This is a genomic window from Streptomyces sp. DSM 118878 (assembly GCF_052936595.1).
In genome coordinates, this window is the sequence record NZ_CP193622.1 from 5,314,871 (window position 1) to 5,332,060 (window position 17,190).

The following is a 17,190-nucleotide window of genomic DNA, read 5'->3' on the forward strand; positions in this document are numbered from 1 at the left end:
CGGGCCCGGGGGCGGCGTGGGCCGGACGGGGGACAAAGGGGGTGGGGTCAGCCCGCGGTGGACGTGACGCGTTCGGTCTCGACGCGCTTCGCGAGGCCGTCCCCGGAGAGCTGGTCGAGGTTGCGGCAGAGCACCACGGAGCCGCCCGCCGCGAGCGCCGCGTAGAGCCCGGCGCTCAGGCCCCGCCAATCGGTGTACGGCAGGCCGGACAGTACGCGTGAGCCGGGGCCGAGCCCCTGCCCCGACGCGTCGGCGCGCGCCCGCTCCACGATCTCGGCACCGGTCAGCTCCTCCCCGGCGACCGCGAGGGCGGGCCCCGCCGGGTCGACGGGGGCGAAGGGCACGAACTGGTCCCCCTGCCCCGGCACCTCGACCGCGTAGTCGGCGAAGCCCTCGGGCGGCTGCGGGAACCGCCCGCCGAGCGGCCGCAGCGCGAGCGCGACACGCTCCCCCGAGCAGGCGCGCGCGACGTCCAGCGTCTCGGGCCCGCTGACGACGAGGTCCGCCGCGGCAGGGGCGCCGCCCACGTCCGCGACCACTCCCACCGACGAACAGGCGAGCAGCCAGACGGCCGTCTGCCAGTGCGCGGGCAGCAGCAGCGCGACCCGGTCGCCGGGCTCGGCGCCGAGGTCTCCCTGGAGCAGATTGGCGGTCTTGGCCACCCAATTGGCGAAGGTGGCCACGGACAATTCCACGCGCTCGCCCGTGGCGTCGTCGTAGAAGGTGACCAGAGGGCGGCCCGGATCCGCGGCGAGCGCGGATCGCAGCAGGTCGGCAGGGGTGCGGTCGTTGGCGTTCACGGGCGCAAGAGTACGCGGACACCTCGGCGCCCAGCGGCCTGGCGGGGGAGCGGGGAACACCGGAACTCCCCTTCTGGCCGATGGTCCGTCAAGTCCCCAATGGACATATATGTCCCCTATTGAGGAACATCACTTGTATGCGTGGATTCCTTGCTTCCTCGATCGGCGTCACGTGCGCGGCCGCCCTGGTCCTGCCCCTCACCCTGCCGACGTCCGGCGCCCGGGCCTCGACGCCCGGCGTCTCGACGCCCGGCGTTCCGCCGCCCGCCGGGACCGCCGCCGGGGCGGTTCCCGGCAGCACCCAGTCGCTTCCGCTCGGCCCGCTCCGCTCCGAGCGCTCCCTCGGCCCCACGGAGGTGGGCGAACAAGGCCTGTCCCGGCGTGACGTACACCCGTACTCCCTGGTCGGTGTCGTCTGGGACGACCCGGAAGACGAACTGCACGGGACCGTCCAGGTCCGCACCCGGCCGGTCGGCGGCTCCGCCTGGTCGGGCTGGCAGGACGTCGAGACGCACAACCACGAACACGCGGCCGACCCGGAGACCACCGAGCGCGCCATGAGCCGGGTGCGTGGTTCGACGGCGCCCCTGTGGGTCGGTGACTCCGACGGCGTGGAGATCCGCGTCCGCCCGGAGCCCGCCACCGGCGCGCACCGCGCCGCGACTCCCGCCCTGCCCCGCGGTCTGCGTCTCGAACTGGTCGACCCAGGGGACGAGACCCCGCCCGCGGGCACCACGACCCCGAGCACCACGGCCCCGGGCAACACCGTTCAAGGCGCCTTGTCGCTGGGCGTCCTGCCCGACGTGCCGAAGCTCACCGCCGGCCTGACCGCCGAGGCCGCCGCGACGTCGGCCGTGAACGCCGGGCTCGCCCAACTCGGCGCCTCCGTGATCCCGGAACTGACGAAGCAGCAGACCGTGGCGGCCCTGCTCGCCGCGGCGGGCAAGCAGGCGGGCAAGCCCGAGGCAGGCAAGCCCGCGGCGGACAAGCCCCCGGCCGACAAGCCCGACGTGGACAAGGCCAAGCCCTACATCGGCCCGCGCCCGCGCATCATCACCCGCAAGGGCTGGGGCGCGGACGAGAAGCTGCGCGAGAAGAACTTCGGGTACACCAAGACGGTGAAGGCCGCCTTCCTGCACCACACCGCTTCGGGCAACAACTACACCTGCGCACAGGCGCCGTCCGTGCTCCGCAGCATCTACCGCTACCACGTCAAGAGCAGCGGCTGGCGCGACCTCGGCTACAACTTCGCGGTCGACAAGTGCGGAAACATCTACGAAGGCCGTGCCGGAGGTGTGGCCAAGCCGGTCCTCGGGGCCCACACTCTCGGTTTCAACACCAACACCACCGGGTTCGCCGTCATCGGCTCGTACAGCACCGTCAATCCGCCGAAGGCGGCCGTGAGCGCGGTCTCCCGGCTGGCGGCCTGGAAGCTCGGACTGCACGGGCGCAATCCGAATGGCACTACCACCCTGAAGTCCGGCGGTGGCAATCTGTACAAGAAGGGCGCGAACGTCCGGCTCCGGGTGATCTCCGGGCACCGGGACGGGTTTGCCACGGCATGTCCGGGCGCCCGCCTGTACAAGAAGCTCGGCACGACCCGGTCCATCTCGGCCCGCCTCCAGGGCCGCTGAGGCCGGCCGCACGGCACCCATCGCACCATCCGCACGGCACCAATCGCACTATCTGCACGATCTGCACAGCCGTCTGCATACACTGGCCGGCCGAAACTCAAGTTCGGCCGGCCCCAGCAGGAAGCAGAGACGACAGGTGACAGAAGCGATCCTCCTGGTCGGCGGCAAGGGAACCCGGCTGCGACCCCTCACGGTCCACACCCCCAAGCCGATGGTTCCGGCGGCGGGCGTCCCGTTCCTCACCCACCAGCTCGCGCGGGCCCGCGCGGCGGGCGTGGAACACATCGTCCTCGCCACCTCCTACCTCGCCGAGGTCTTCGAGCCGTACTTCGGCGACGGCTCGGAGCTCGGCCTCCACATCGAGTACGTCACGGAGACCGAACCGCTCGGCACGGGCGGCGCCATCCGCAACGTGGCGTCGCGGCTGCGCTCGGCCCCCGACGAACCGGTCCTGATCTTCAACGGCGACATCCTCACGGGCCTGGACATCCGCGCCCTCGTCGACACCCACGAGACGTCCGGCGCGGACGTCTCCCTCCACCTGACCCGGGTCGAGGACCCCAGGGCGTACGGCCTGGTCCCCACCGATCCGACCGGCAGGGTCACGGCCTTCCTGGAGAAGCCGCAGACCCCGGAGGAGATCGTCACCGACCAGATCAACGCCGGCGCGTACGTCTTCCGCCGCTCGGTCATCGACACGATCCCCGCGGGCCGCCCCGTCTCGGTCGAACGCGAGACCTTCCCCGACCTGCTCTCCTCCGGCGCCCATCTCCAGGGCATGGTCGACTCGACGTACTGGCTCGACCTGGGCACGCCCCAGGCGTTCGTACGCGGCTCCGCCGACCTCGTCCTCGGCCGTGCCCCGTCCCCGGCGGTCCCCGGCCGCTGCGGCGAGCACCTGGTCCTGCCCGGCGCCTCGGTCGCCCCCGACGCCAAGCTGACCGGCGGCACGGTGATCGGCGCGGGCGCCCGGATCGGCGAGGGCGCGCGGATCGCGGGCAGCGCGGTCCTGGCCGGCGCGGTCGTCGAACCGGGAGCGGTGATCACCGACTCCCTGATCGGCGCGGGCGCGCGGATCGGCGCCCGTTCGGTGCTCGCGGGAGCGGTCATCGGTGACGCGGCGAGCGTCGGCGCCGACAACGAACTCCGCGAGGGCGTACGCATCTGGTGCGACGCCAGGCTGCCGCAGGGGGCGGTCCGCTTCTCCTCGGACCAGTAACAACCTCTGGGCGAGGCGAGGCGAGGCGCTGCACGGCGCGGCACGGCGAACCGGCCCGCGCTGCGGCCGTCGCCCCGTTACCCTCGTACCAATGTCGTCCCGTTTCGCCCCGCGCCCCACTCGCACCTCGGTGCGCGGTGGCGAGACGGCTGCCGCCGGGGGAGTGCCGCGCCAGGCCTCCGCGCCCCGGAGCCGCACGTGGCGGCCGCCGTTCCCGCTGGACCTCGGCCTGACTCTGGGCCCCCTGCGGCGGGGCCCGGGAGACCCGACCTTCCGCACGGCCCCCGACGGCTCGGTGTGGCGCGCGAGCCGCACGCCCGAGGGCCCGGGGACGCTACGGGTGGCGATGCACTCCGGCACGGTGGAGGCCGAGGCCTGGGGCGAGGGAGCGGACTGGCTCCTGGCCCACCTCCCCACCCTCCTCGGCGAGGCGGACGACCCCGCGGCCTTCGAACCCCGCCACCGCCTGGTCGCGGCCTCGGCACGCCGCCGCCCCGGCCTGCGCCTGGTGCGCTCGGGCCTGGTCCTGGAATCCCTGATCCCCTCCGTCCTGGAACAGAAGATCACCGTGGAGGAGGCCTACCGGGCCTGGCGCCTCCTGGTCCGCGGCCACGGAGAGCGGGCCCCTGGGCCCCATGCGGACCTGTACGTGATGCCGGCCCCCCGCACCTGGGCGCTGATCCCTTCCTGGGAGTGGCACAGGGCGGGCGTGGACGACAAGCGGGCGTCGACGATCCTGCGTGCGGTACGGGTGGCGCGGCGCCTTGAGGAGGCGGCGGAGATGGAACCGCCGCAGGCCCGGGCCCGCCTGGAGCTGATCCCGGGCATCGGCCCCTGGACGTCCTCGGAAACGGTGCAGCGCACCAACGGAGCCCCCGACGCGGTAACGGTGGGTGACCTCCACCTCCCGGGCATCATCGGCCACGCCCTGGCGAACGACCGGGAGGCGGACGACGAAGAGATGCTGCGCCTCCTGACCCCCTACGAGGGCCAACGCCACAGGGCGGCCCGCCTGATCCTCCTCACGGGCCACACCCCACCCCGAAGAAAACCAAAGATGCCAAGAACAAACATCGCCCTACTCTGACGCCCCAGGCCACACGGAGACCCCGGCGGCGGCCCAGCCCCCGCAGGGGCGCGGAGAACTGCGCACCGTCAGGGGCGCGGGGCCGTCAGGGGCGCGGGGAACTGCGCAAAAAACGAACGACGGCCCGCGGCCAGAAGCCGCCCAAGGCCAGAGGCCAGCTACCGCACGGCCATGAAGCCGTCCAGGCCCCGCGCCTCCCGTGCCGGAGGCGTCGCCGCCGGATGCCCCACGGCCACCGCCCCCATCGGCTCCCAAGAGGCCGGCAGCCCCAGTACATCCCGCACGACATCCCGGCAGAACATCGTCGAAGAGACCCACGCGGAGCCAAGCCGCTCCCCGGCCAGCGCGACGAGAAGGTTCTGCACGCCGGCCCCCGCCGAGACGACGAACATCTCCCGCTCGGCAGCGTCCCGCCGAGCGTCCCCGTACGCATGGGCCCCGTCCATGACCATGCAGGGCACCACGAGATAGGGAGCCTTCCGCAGCACGTCCCCCCGCCGCACCCGCCGAGCGATCGCCTCCTCGGACTTCCCGTCCCGCCGCAGGTCCGCGACCCACGCGTCCCGCATCGCGTCGAGCAGCTCGACCCGCGAAGAGGCGGACTCCAGCAGCACGAACCGCCACGGCGTCGTGTGATGCGGCGCGGGCGCCGTGACCGCCGCGGCGACGGCCCTGCGCACGGCCTCCGGATCGACCTCCTGGTCCGTGAACTCCCGCACGGTCCTGCGGAGCGTCACCGCCTCCCGCACGGCTTCGGACGTCCCGAGCCGGAACATGTCGTCCCGCGCGTCACGCACCAGCGCCCGCGCCCCCACGTCGGCCCCGGCCCCGGCCCCGGCCTCAGTGGAGCCGACGACATGCGGCAGCCCCCGTACGACCGCGACGGGCAGCCCCGCGGCCTTGCCCTTGACGAGGTCGCCCGCGGCGGCCAGCTCGTCGGCGGTGGCGACGACGGTCGCGCTCAGCGGACTGCCGTACGCGTCGGTCCCGCCCCGCAGGTCGTCGAGGACCCGCACCCCGGCCGCCCCGATGGCGACGTCGGTGAGCCCGGCGCGCCAGGGCCGCCCGAAGGTGTCGGTGACGACGACTCCGACGTCCACGCCCAGCGCGTCCCGCACCCCTTCCCGCACGGCACGGGCCGAGGCGTCGGGGTCCGCAGGCAGCAGGAGCACCGTCCCCGACGGCGTGTTCGAGGCGTCGACCCCGGCGGCCGCCATCACGAGCCCCTGCCGGTTCTCCACGATCCGCAGGGACCCGCGGCGCGCCACGACCCGTACCGTCTCGGCGTCGATGGCCGCCTCGCGGTCGCCCGCCTCGACGATCCGCCCCTCGGCCTTGCTGACGATCTTGGAGGTGACGATGAGCACGTCCCCGTCGGCGAGGCCCGGCTCGGCCGCGACGATCATCTTGGCGAGGTCGTCGCCCTGCCGCACCTCGGGCAGTCCGGGCACGGCCCAGACGCGGTAGGACGGCGACGTCACGCCCGTACCTCCGAGGCGAGGGCGAGGGCCTGGCGGGCCATCTCCGCGGCGGCGTCGAGGTCGGTCATCATCAGCGGGATGGCGCGGCACCGGATGCCGGCGCTCTCCACCCGCTCCACCGCCCTCTCGTCGACGGTGTCGACGAGCCAGCCGTCCAGGAGGCCGCTGCCGTAGTGCTCGGCGACGGCGGCGGCGCTGGTCTCCACGCCGACGGCGGCGAGCACCTTGTCGGCCATGCCCCGCACGGGCGAGTCGCCCACGATGGGGGAGAGCCCGACGACCGGCACGCCCGCATCCGCGATGGCCTCGCGGATGCCGGGCACGGAGAGGATCGTCCCGACGCTCACCACGGGGTTCGACGGCGGGAAGAGCACGACGTCGGCCTCGGCGATGGCCTCGAGGACGCCTGGCGCGGGCTTCGCCTGCTCGGCGCCGACGGGCACCACGGCATGCGCGTCCACGGAGGCGCGCAGACGCACCCAGTACTCCTGGAAGTGCACGGCCTTCTGCTCGCCGTCGACCGTGACGGCCACGTGGGTCTCGACGCGGTCGTCGGACATCGGGATGAGCCGCACCCCTGGCCGCCACCGCTCGCAGAGCGCCTGCGTGACGGCGCTGAGCGGATATCCGGCGCCCAGCATCTGCGTACGGACGATGTGCGTGGCGAAGTCGCGGTCGCCGAGCCCGAACCAGTCGGGTCCGACGCCGTACGCCGCGAGTTCTTCCTTGACCTTGAACGTCTCGTCCGTACGCCCCCAGCCCTGCTCTTCGTTGATGCCGCCGCCGAGCGTGTACATCACGGTGTCCAGGTCGGGGCAGACCTTCAGCCCGAACAGGTGGATGTCGTCACCGGTATTGCCGATGACCGTGATGTCCGCGTCGGGCGCGGCCTTCTTGAGGCCGCGGAGGAAACGGGCGCCGCCGATGCCGCCGGCCAGAACCACAATGCGCATGCGTCCAGCATGTCAGGCGGGTACGACAGTCCGTCAGGCGGTCACGACATTCCCGGTGATGTCGTCGGTGATGCCGTCGGCGGTCCCGCCCGCTGTGGCGGCGCACCGCGCGGCGTGCATCGGCATCTCGGTCAGGCCGGGGGAGTAGACGTGCAGGCTGACGGCCGGTTCGAGGGAGTCGTTGACGACCTCGTGGACGTACCCCGGCGCGAAGACGCGCTGCGCGCCGGGCGCGAGCGCCTTCGCGCCCCGCGCCGTGCGCTCGGTCAGCTCCCCGTCGAGGACGGTGAGCACGCCGGACGAGCGCCCGTGGCCGTGCGCGCCGCTGCCCTGTCCCGGCACCCAGGAGAGCAGCCACACCTCGTAGCCGGGCCCGGTGCGCAGGCGGTGGTACCAGCGGGTGACGGCGTCGTACTGGACGAGGTGCTCCCACTGGGAGCGGTCGGCGGCGATGGCGCGGGCCAGGCCGACGAACTCGGCCACGGTCTCGGGGTGCTCGCGGGCGGGCTGAAGGAGGTGGGGGACCTCAAGGAGGTCGCCGGCGATCTGGAGGTCGCTGTCGCTGTTCATCGTGCGGTGGTTCCTCAACGTAAGAGTGCTGGGGTGTCGCGAAGGATGGGGTGGAGCGCGGGATCACGGAAAGGGATGGACCGAAAGGGATCGAGCTCGGGGAAAGCGGCTCTACGGGCAGCGGACCCGAAAGCCCTGCCGGCAGAAGGCTCTACAGCTGGAAGAGATCAACAGCTGGAGCAGGAACAGCAACAGCGCGCGTGGGCAGCGTCGATGGAGCCGCTGGTGCGGGTCATCGAAAGAGCCAGGTTCGCGAGCATGCCCACCAGAACAGCGGCTCACACCTCTGGTGTCAACTTGCTGTCCGTTATGTGAGACATGTTTCACCTCATCCGGTTCATCTGGCAGGTGAAAGGTTTGTGCACCCGGCTCTCCGGACACATGGCGCAGCAACCGGCACTCAAACATCCACGTCTTTGCCGATGGATGGGGCGAGTGTCGGAGGGCCGCTGGCGGGCGTAGTGATTTATCCCGATTTGAACACTTTCCGCATAGCCTTGGTTCCGCAGAGTGAATAAGGGGCCCAATAGCAGATCTCGGCTTGACTGGCCCGGATCGGCACACTTGTAATTTCACTCGTGTCGTTCAGCCGAAATCGGTAGCGGCAGCACCACGGGGACGCACAGACAGACGAGGGGCGCAGATGACCGAGCTGGTTCAGGAACTGCTGGTCGAGGACGCGGACGAGGAACTCGGCTGGCAGGAGCGCGCGCTGTGCGCCCAGACCGACCCCGAGTCCTTCTTCCCCGAGAAGGGCGGCTCCACGCGCGAGGCTAAGAAAGTCTGCCTCGCTTGTGAGGTCCGCTCCGAGTGCCTCGAATACGCGCTCGCCAATGACGAACGTTTCGGTATCTGGGGCGGTCTCTCGGAGCGCGAGCGCCGCCGGCTGAAGAAGGCCGCGGTCTGAGACGCGTCAGCGCACATACGCACGTGCCACCGACGAATTCGGCACACATCTGTCATCAAACAATCCATGACCAACGGCCCGCCACCCTGGGGTTATCCACAGGCGGCGGGCCGTCCTGTTGTCAGCCGTTAGTGTGGGGCCCCGTCCGAGACGCCCCGGCGCCCCCGCAGGGCGCAGGCGTTTACCGCAGTCCATCGAACCGGGGCCCGTACCTCGATGTCCGTGCACAGCCATCCGGCAGCCCACCACGACGCTGCCGCCCCTGAGTTCCCGCGGCACGTCGTGACCGCCGTCCTGGTCACCCACGACGGCGCGCGCTGGCTGCCCGACGCCCTGGCCGGGCTGCTCGGCCAGGAGCGGCCCGTCCAGCATGCCGTGGCCGCCGACACCGGCAGCGCGGACGACTCCGCCCGCCTCGTCACCGAGGCCCTCGGCCCCGACCACGTGCTGCACCTCGCCCGGCGCTCCGGCTTCGGCACCGCCGTCGAGGAAGCCGTCCGCGCCGCCCGGGTGCTGACCCCCGAGGAGCTGCCGTACCTGAAGCGGCCCAGCGGCTGGGACCCGGTCACCAGATCCTGGCGCGACGACGCCTACGACCTGCCCGAACTGCCGCACGGCGAGCCGGTGCAGTGGCTCTGGCTGCTGCACGACGACTGCGCGCCCGAGCCCGAGGCCCTCGCCGAACTGCTGCGCGCCGTGGAGAACGAACGCGAGCTCGGCAAGGACGTCGCCGTCGTCGGCCCCAAGCTCCGCGGCTGGTACGACCGCAGGCAGCTCCTGGAGGTCGGCGTCTCCATCGCCAACAGCGGCCGCCGCTGGACCGGCCTCGACCGGCGCGAGCAGGACCAGGGCCAGCACGACCACGTCCGGCCCGTCCTCTCCGTCTCCACCGCGGGCATGCTGATCCGCCGGGACGTGTACGAACAGCTCGGCGGCTTCGACCGCCGCCTGCCGCTGATGCGCGACGACGTCGACCTGTGCTGGCGCGCGCACGCCGCGGGCCACCGCGTCCTGGTCGCCCCCGACGCCGTCGTGCGGCATGCCGAGGCCTCCTCGCGCGAGCGCCGCACCGTCGACTGCGTCGGCCGCACCGCGACGTCGCCGCACCGCGTGGACAAGGCGGGCGCCGCCTACACCCTGCTCGCCAACGCCCGCCCCGCCGTGCTGCCCTGGGTGCTCGTCAGAATCGTGCTCGGCACGCTCCTGCGCACGTTCGTGTACCTCGTCGGCAAGGCCCCCGGACAGGCCCTCGACGAGATCACGGGCCTGTTGACCACGCTCCTGCGGCCCGGGCGGATCCTGAACGCCCGCAAGCAGCGCGGCAGGTCCGCGCTGGACGCCGGCGAGATGCGGGCCCTGTTCCCGCCGCCGGGCGCGACCGTGCGGGCCACGGTCGAACAGACCGCGGGAAGCCTCTTCGGCAGCTCGGACGCCGAAGCGCCCGCGGGCGCGGGACGGCACGGCGTCGTCGAGTCCGGACCCGGCGGGGACGACGCCGACTTCCTGGAGATCGAGCAGTTCGCCCGCCTCAAGCGCATCGCCCGCAAACCGGGACCGATGCTCTTCGTCGTCCTGCTGTTCGTCTCGCTCATCGCCTGCCGCGCCCTGCTCGGCAGCGGCGCCCTCGCGGGCGGCGCCCTGCTGCCCGCGCCCGCCGACTCCTCGGAGCTGTGGGCGCGCTATCTGGACGGCTGGCACGCCGTCGGCACGGGCGGCACCCAGTCCGCGCCTCCCTACCTCGCGCTCGTCGCGGCCCTCTCCTCGCTCCTCCTCGGCTCCACCGGGCTCGCCGTCACCGTGCTGCTCGTCGCCTCGGTGCCGCTGGCGGGCTTCGCCGCGTACTTCGCCTCCCGACCGCTCGTCACCTCGCGGCTGCTGCGCGCCTGGGCCTCCGTCGCCTACGCCCTCCTGCCCGCCGCCACGGGCGCGCTCGCGGGCGGGCGGATCGGCACCGCGGTCCTCGCCGTCCTGCTGCCGCTCATGGCGCGTGCGGGCATCGCCGCGAGCGGCCTCGCGAAGTCGGGTGACGCCCGCGGCACCTGGCGCGCCACCTGGGCGTACACACTGCTGCTGACCCTCACCACGGCCTTCACGCCGGTCGTCTGGCCGATCGCCCTGGTGCTCGGCCTCGGGCTCCTCGTGGTGCGCCGCGGCGACATCACGGCCTACGGACTGCGTTTCATCGCCGCGCTCGGCACCCCGCTGCTCGTCCTCGCGCCCTGGTCGCTCTCGCTGCTGCCCTTCGGCTTCTTCGCGGAGACCGGCCTGGAGTTCGGCACCGGCTCCGCGACCGCGCGGGACCTGCTCGGCGCCAGCCCCGGCGGCCCCGGCACCGTGGACGGACTGCTGCTCATCGGCATCCTCCTCGCCGCGCTCGGCGCCCTGCTCCGCACCGAACGGCAGCTCGCGGTCCGCACCGCCTGGTGCGCCGCCCTGGTCTCGCTGGTCTTCGCCGCCCTGTCGAACAGCTCGGCCTGGGCCGGACCCGCCACCCTGGCCTACGGCATCGCGCTCCTCGCCGCCGCCGCGCTCGGCGCCGACGGGGCACGCGCGCGTGTCGCCGAGCAGAGCTTCGGCTGGCGCCAGCCGGTGGCCGCGCTCATCGCGTTCGCCGCGGCGGCCGGACCCCTGCTCGTCGCCGCCGGATGGATGATCCGCGGCGCCGACGGTCCGCTGGAGCGGCGCGACCCGGTGCAGGTGCCGGCGTTCGTCGCCGAGGAGAGCGGCACCCAGGACCAGGCCCGCACCCTCGTGCTCGACAGCGAGTCGGCCGCCGAGGTGTCGTACACGCTGGCCCGCGGTTCGGGCGCCCGGCTCGGCGACGCCGAACTGGCCGCGGCGGCCGGTGCCGACGACAAGCTGGACAGGACCGTCGCCCGCCTCGTCGCGGGCTCCGGCGCCGACCAGGCCGACCAGCTCGGCGGTTTCGCCGTGCGCTATGTCCTCGTACGCGAAGGCGCGCCCCGGCAGATGAGCCGCACCCTGGACGCGACGCCCGGCCTGACCCGGCTCAGCCAGGAGGACGGCAGCGCCCTGTGGCGCGTGGACCGGCAGGTCTCCCGCGCCGCCATCGTCCCGAAGGAGGGCGACCCCGAGCCCGTCGCCGCGGGGCCCGTGGAACTGCACACGAAGATCCCCTCGGGCGATCCGGGCCGCGTGCTGCGGCTCGCCGACTCGGCCGCCCCCGGCTGGACGGCGACCCTCGACGGCCGCCCGCTCACCCGGACCACCCTGGACGGCTGGGCCCAGGGCTTCGAACTGCCCACCGCCGGCGGCCGGCTCGACGTCACCTATGACGTGCCGATCAGCCACACCGCCTGGCTGTGGGCGCAGGGCGTGTTCGCCGTCGTCCTCGTCGTGCTCGCCCTGCCGGGACGCCGCCGTGACGTCGACGACGACCTGCCCGAGGAGCCCGTGATCCCCGCCCAGGCGGTCGAGGGCGAGGGCCGCAGGGCGCGCAGGCTGCGGGCCCAGAGCGAGCAGGCGGCGCAGGAGCCCGGCCAGGACGTACCGCCTCCGCCCGCGCAGGAGCCCTCCGCCGTGGTGCCCCAACAGCATTACCAGGGCGGCCAGTACGCACCCGGGGCGTACGAACAGCAGGCCCACCAGGCGGACGCGTACCAGCCGGAGACCTATCAGCCGGAGCCCTATCAGCCCGAGCCCTATCAGCCGGAGCCGGAGACCTACCAAGGCGGGCAAGAGGGCTACCGGAACGGCCAGAACGGCCAGAACGGCCAGCACGGCCAGCACGGCCAGTACGACCAGAACGGCCAGTACGACCCCTACGCCTCGTACGGCGGCGGGTCGAACGGTCTCTACGGCGGCGCCCAGCAGTACGGCGGCGGACAGCAGTACGACGGTGCCCACGAGGACCCGTACGGGCAGCAGCGGCCTTCGATGCCCCCTCCGATGACCCCTCCGATGCCGCCCCCGCCCCCGCAGCCGCCCCACGGCACCGACAGTGAGCGCCCCGACGGGAGCCAGCAGTGAACCGCACCACCCAGTCCCTCATCGCCGTGGTCGTCGCCCTCGGCGCCGTCACCGGGTACGCCGCGTCGACCGGCACCGGCACCGGCGGCGCGGACGACGACAAGGCGAAGGCCGCCACGCGGCTGCCCGTCGAGCGGACCAGCCTGCTCTGCCCGGTGCCCAGCGGCTCCGACCTGGCCGAGACGACGTACACCGCGTACACCCCGAAGTCGAGCGGCACCGAGGGCACGGGCAAGGCGGAGCTCGTACCGGTCCACAAGCAGCTCACGGACGCCCCCGAGCAGGACAGCGAGGGCAAGGACACCAAGCCCTTCCTGACCCAGAAGAAGCAGGGCGAGGCGGTCGGCGGCGAGCAGTCCGGCGCCGAGTCGCCCGCGCTCATCGGCACCGCCGACGGCCCGCTCGCCCCCGGCTGGACCGTCCAGCAGACCACCACGTACGCGGCGGGCAGCGGTCGCGGCGCCCAGGGCACCAACTGCACCGCACCCGACACCGACTTCTGGTTCCCCGGCGCCAGCTCGGCCAAGGACCGCAGCGATTACATCCACCTGACGAACCCGGACGACTCCGCGGCCGTCGTCGACGTCGAGCTGTTCGGCCCGGACGGCGCGGTCACCTCCGAGGTGGGCGAGAACATCCAGGTCCAGCCGCACTCCAGCATCCCAGTGCTGCTCTCCACGCTCGCCGACAAGGCGTATCCGAACCTCACGATGCACGTGACCGCGCGCAGCGGCCGGATCGCGGCGGCCGTGCAGTCCTCCGACGAGAAGCTCGGCGGCGACTGGCTGCCCGCGGCGGCCGACCCGGCGAGCGGCGCGGTCCTGCCCGGCATCCCGAAGGACGCCACCTCGGTGCGCCTCGTGGCCTTCGCGCCCGGCTCCGAGGACGCGGACCTGAAGATCCAGCTCGCCTCGCCGACCGGCACCATCACCCCGGCCGGACACGAGACCCTGCACGTCAAGGGCGGCATGACGGCCGCCGTCGACCTTGATGACCTCACCAAGGGAGAGGCCGGTTCGCTGCTGCTCTCGCCGACCGACAAGGCGGTGCCCGTGGTGGCCGCCCTGCGCGTCACCCGCGGCAAGGGCAGCCGTCAGGAGACGGCGTTCATCCCGGCGACCGCGCCGATCGCCGCGCGGTCGACGGTCGCCGACAACCGCGCCAAGGGATCGACGCTCTCCCTGGTGGCCCCCGAGGAGACGGCGAAGGTGAAGGTGACCGCTTCGGCCGGCACCGAGGGCGGCTCACCGGCCACGAAGACGTACACGGTCAAGGGCGGCACGACCCTGGAGGTCGACCCGCCGAAGCCGCAGGGCCTGAAGGGCACGTACGCCCTCACGGTCGAGACGGTCTCCGGTGGCCCGGTCCACGGCTCGCGGATGCTGGCCCTGCCCGAGAACGGCATCCCCATGTTCACCGTCCAGACGCTGCCGGACGACCGGGGGACCGTCCTGGTGCCCGAGGCGGAGCGGGACCTGTCGGTGCTTCAGAAGTGAGCCGGGAGGGGCGCGGCCGTCGGTCCTCGTCCCTCTGGCGCGGGTCGACTCAGTCCTCGTCCCCGTAGCGCGGGTCGACCGACTCGGGGGAGAGGCCGAGCAGGTCGGCCACCTGTTCGACGACCACCTCGTGGACCAGGGCCGCGCGCTCGTCGCGTCCCTTGGTGCGGATCTCCACCGGGCGGCGGTAGATCACCACGCGGGCGGGCTGCCCGTCGGCCGCCGTGATGGTGCCGCCCAGCGGTACGACCTCGTCGAGCCACTCTCCGTCCGGGCCGCCGGGTCCGCCGGGTCCGCCGGGGCCGCCGGGGCCTCCGGGGCCGCCGGGGCCGCCGAGGGGTGGTACCTCCAGTACGAGGAAGTCGATCTCCGCGAGCTGCGGCCAGCGCCGCTCAAGACGCTCCACGGAGTCCTGCACGAGGTCCGCGAAGGTCTCGGCGCGGCTCGCCGAGAGCGGTACCTGCGGCGGTGCCACGGGGCCGCGCATGCCCCTGCCGTGGCGGTCGCGACGGCGGGGCCTCGGTTCTCCGGAGGGGGTCTGTACAGGGTCGTCCATCACTGACGCAGCGTAGTCCTCGAGATCGCCCTTTCCGTACGGAGCGCGGCATGTCGCTTCCTGACCGATCATGCCGGACTTGGACTCGATTCCGTATCTCTCCGCGACCGTCCAGCCCGTGCCAAATGACTCGTTTCAGGCCAAGTGGTGACCGGATTCAACACCACCCGCCCCTGCTGTCACTGGCGTCCCCGCAGGTCAACGAGGTGCCCCCGCGTCACTCCCGGCCCAGGAGTACGACACGACACGGTGGGGTGACGTCGTCGAGAGTCGTCGCGGCCCGCTCAAGAGTGCGGTACCGTCCAACGCTGTGAGCCCTGTACGTCGCTGTTCGCGCACCGCTTGCGGCCGTCCCGCCGTCGCGACGCTGACGTACGTCTACGCCGACTCGACCGCGGTCCTCGGCCCCCTCGCCACCTACGCCGAACCCCACTGCTACGACCTGTGTGCCGAGCACTCCGAGCGCCTGACCGCGCCCCGCGGCTGGGAGGTCGTCCGGCTCGCCCACGCCTCCGGCCCGACGCGCCCCTCGGGCGACGACCTCGAAGCGCTCGCCAACGCCGTACGCGAGGCCGCGCGCCCGCAGGACCGGGCCGCCGAGGGCGGCGGCCCACGCGCCGCGGACCCCATGGAGGTCGCCCGCCGGGGCCACCTGAGGGTGCTGCGCTCCCCGGACTCCTGACGGAACCGCGGGCTGCCTGACACGCGCACGGTCTCAGGACTCGTGACGGGTCACCGCACTCGTGGCCGGCCTCGCAGCCCGCCCCGCGGAACGGCGCCTTCACTGGATCTTCTCCGTCCCACGCGTTGACGCCCGTTCACCGCCGCAACGACGATTTCGCCACCCACAGCCCGGGAGGCGTCACTTGTTCGTCCAGCAACTGGAGCCCGTCGCCGACTCGCTCGGCCTGTCCGCCCTCGTCGCGACCCTGCCCCTCCTGACCGTCCTCGTCCTGCTCGGCGCCGTCCGCATGAAGGCCCACCGCGCGGGTCTCATCGGGCTCGCGGTCGCCGTCGTCGTCGCCTGGCTCGCGTACGGGATGCCGCTCGGCCAGACCGCCTCCAGCGCCGCACAGGGCGCCCTCTTCGGCCTCTTCCCCATCCTGTGGATCGTCGTCAACGCCCTGTGGGTGTACCGCATGACGGTCCGCACCCGGCACTTCGACATCCTGCGCCGCTCCTTCGGCCGCCTCTCCGACGACCCCCGCATCCAGGCGCTCGTGGTGGCCTTCTGCTTCGGGGCGCTCCTGGAGGCGCTCGCCGGCTTCGGGGCGCCCGTGGCGATCTGTTCCGTCATGCTCGTCGCCCTCGGCTTCGACCCGGTGCGCGCCGCCGTCGTCGCCCTCGTCGCGAACACCGCGCCCGTGGCCTTCGGCGCCATGGGCACCCCCGTGGTGACGCTGGCCCAGGTGACGGGCCTGCCGCTGGACACCGTCGCCACCGTCGTCGGCCGCCAGACCCCGCTGCTCGCCCTGGTCGTACCGCTGCTCCTGGTGTGGCTCGTGGACGGGCGCCGCGGGCTCCGCGAGACCTGGGTGCCCGCGCTGGCCTGCGGCTTCGCGTTCGCCGCCGCCCAGTTCGCGGCCTCCAACTACGTCTCCGCCCAGCTCGCCGACATCGGGGCCGCCCTGCTCGGCGCGGGCGCCCTGGTGGCCGTGCCGCACGCGCGCAGGCCTGCCGCCGAGCCCGTCCGCGCGGCGGTCCTCACCGGCGCCCGCAGCGAGGACCTCGACCACGACGACCCGCGCCCCGAGGTGCTGCGCGCCTACGCCCCGTACGCCCTCATCGTCATGGTCTTCTCGCTCGCCCAGATCCCGGCCGTGAAGGATCTCCTCGGCAAGGCGACGCGGACCTTCGACTGGCCCTTCCTGGACGTCGCCGACCCCTCCGGGGACCCGGTCGGCGGCAACGTCTTCTCGCTGCCCCTGATGGCGACCGGCGGGACGCTCGTGCTGCTCGCGGGCGTGGCCACGGCGGCCGTCATCGGCGTGCACGCGCGCGTGGCGGTGCGCGAGTGGGCGGCAACCGTCCACGAGTTGCGCTTCGCGATCCTCACCGTGACGTCCGTGCTGGCCCTCGCCTACGTCATGAACCTCTCCGGGCAGGCGGCCACGATCGGGCACTACGTGGCCGCCGCCGGCGCGGGCCTCGCCTTCCTCTCGCCGGTGCTCGGCTGGTTCGGCGTGGCGGTGACGGGCTCCGACACCTCGGCCAACGCCCTCTTCGGCGCGCTCCAGGTGACGGCGGCCGAGCAGTCCGGGCTCTCACCGGAGCTCCTGGCGTCCGCCAACAGCTCCGGCGGCGTCCTCGGCAAGATGATCTCCCCGCAGAACCTGACGATCGCGTGCGCCGCCGTCGGACTCGCCGGCAAGGAGGGCGATCTGCTGCGCAAGGTGCTGCCGTGGAGCCTCGGACTGCTCCTGGTCATGTGCCTGATCGTGGTCGGCCAGAGCACGGTGGTCCTCGGCTGGATGCTGCCGTGAGTGGCGCAGTTCGT

13 protein-coding genes are annotated in these 17,190 nt (G+C 73.1%); 8 read left to right on the forward strand and 5 right to left on the reverse strand.

Features of this window, described 5'->3' with window-relative positions; translation table 11 throughout:
- Window positions 1-47: 47 nt before the first annotated feature.
- A complete protein-coding gene (locus tag ACRAKF_RS23755; protein ID WP_447039398.1) occupies window positions 48-800 on the reverse strand; it encodes a TIGR03089 family protein in 753 nt (250 codons plus the stop codon).
- A gap of 137 nt (window positions 801-937) precedes the next feature.
- On the opposite strand from ACRAKF_RS23755, the gene ACRAKF_RS23760 reads away from it, so the two are divergent.
- From ACRAKF_RS23760 to ACRAKF_RS23770, 3 genes are all read left to right on the forward strand, one after another.
- Window positions 938-2,434: a peptidoglycan recognition protein family protein gene (locus tag ACRAKF_RS23760; protein ID WP_447039399.1), complete on the forward strand. Its 1,497-nt coding sequence runs from the start codon at window positions 938-940 to the stop codon at window positions 2,432-2,434.
- Window positions 2,435-2,570: 136 nt separating this feature from the next.
- A complete protein-coding gene (locus ACRAKF_RS23765) occupies window positions 2,571-3,653 on the forward strand; it encodes a sugar phosphate nucleotidyltransferase (protein ID WP_447039400.1) in 1,083 nt (360 codons plus the stop codon).
- A gap of 91 nt (window positions 3,654-3,744) precedes the next feature.
- A complete protein-coding gene (locus ACRAKF_RS23770; protein WP_447039401.1) occupies window positions 3,745-4,740 on the forward strand; it encodes a DNA-3-methyladenine glycosylase family protein in 996 nt (331 codons plus the stop codon).
- Window positions 4,741-4,898: 158 nt separating this feature from the next.
- On the opposite strand, the gene ACRAKF_RS23775 is transcribed toward ACRAKF_RS23770, so the two are convergent.
- From ACRAKF_RS23775 to ACRAKF_RS23785, 3 genes are read right to left on the reverse strand one after another with little or no spacing between them, the layout of a single operon-like run.
- Window positions 4,899-6,221 carry a coenzyme F420-0:L-glutamate ligase gene (locus ACRAKF_RS23775; protein WP_447039402.1) on the reverse strand — a complete coding sequence of 441 codons (1,323 nt, stop codon included), beginning with the start codon at window positions 6,219-6,221 and terminating at the stop codon, window positions 4,899-4,901.
- Complete coding sequence (gene cofD, locus ACRAKF_RS23780; protein WP_447039403.1) at window positions 6,218-7,174, reverse strand: 2-phospho-L-lactate transferase; 957 nt, start codon at window positions 7,172-7,174, stop codon at window positions 6,218-6,220. The genes ACRAKF_RS23775 and cofD overlap by 4 nt, the downstream gene beginning before the upstream one ends.
- A 33-nt stretch (window positions 7,175-7,207) precedes the next feature.
- Entirely contained in the window at window positions 7,208-7,744 is a 537-nt protein-coding gene (locus ACRAKF_RS23785; RefSeq protein WP_447039405.1) for a cysteine dioxygenase, read from the reverse strand.
- Between the two features lie 643 nt (window positions 7,745-8,387).
- Here ACRAKF_RS23785 and ACRAKF_RS23790 point away from each other — a divergent pair.
- The 3 genes from ACRAKF_RS23790 (at window position 8,388) to ACRAKF_RS23800 (ending at window position 14,137) form a co-directional block, all read left to right on the forward strand.
- The gene (locus tag ACRAKF_RS23790) at window positions 8,388-8,651 is read left to right on the forward strand and encodes a WhiB family transcriptional regulator (protein WP_016642094.1); all 264 of its coding nucleotides are present in this window, start codon (window positions 8,388-8,390) and stop codon (window positions 8,649-8,651) included.
- A gap of 216 nt (window positions 8,652-8,867) precedes the next feature.
- On the forward strand, window positions 8,868-12,641 hold the full coding sequence (locus ACRAKF_RS23795) for a glycosyltransferase (protein ID WP_447039407.1): 3,774 nt from the start codon (window positions 8,868-8,870) through the stop codon (window positions 12,639-12,641).
- Window positions 12,638-14,137 (forward strand): DUF5719 family protein, encoded by a 1,500-nt coding sequence (locus ACRAKF_RS23800; RefSeq protein WP_447039408.1) that lies wholly within the window; start codon window positions 12,638-12,640, stop codon window positions 14,135-14,137. Before ACRAKF_RS23795 ends, ACRAKF_RS23800 begins: the two co-directional genes overlap by 4 nt.
- A 49-nt stretch (window positions 14,138-14,186) precedes the next feature.
- On the opposite strand, the gene ACRAKF_RS23805 is transcribed toward ACRAKF_RS23800, so the two are convergent.
- Window positions 14,187-14,693: a metallopeptidase family protein gene (locus ACRAKF_RS23805; RefSeq protein WP_447039409.1), complete on the reverse strand. Its 507-nt coding sequence runs from the start codon at window positions 14,691-14,693 to the stop codon at window positions 14,187-14,189.
- A 310-nt stretch (window positions 14,694-15,003) separates the two neighbouring features.
- Between ACRAKF_RS23805 and ACRAKF_RS23810 the strand changes: the two genes are divergently transcribed.
- A complete protein-coding gene (locus tag ACRAKF_RS23810; protein WP_447039410.1) occupies window positions 15,004-15,375 on the forward strand; it encodes a DUF3499 domain-containing protein in 372 nt (123 codons plus the stop codon).
- 184 nt (window positions 15,376-15,559) lie between these two features.
- A complete protein-coding gene (locus tag ACRAKF_RS23815; RefSeq protein ID WP_447039411.1) occupies window positions 15,560-17,176 on the forward strand; it encodes an L-lactate permease in 1,617 nt (538 codons plus the stop codon).
- The last annotated feature ends 14 nt before the right edge of the window (window positions 17,177-17,190 follow it).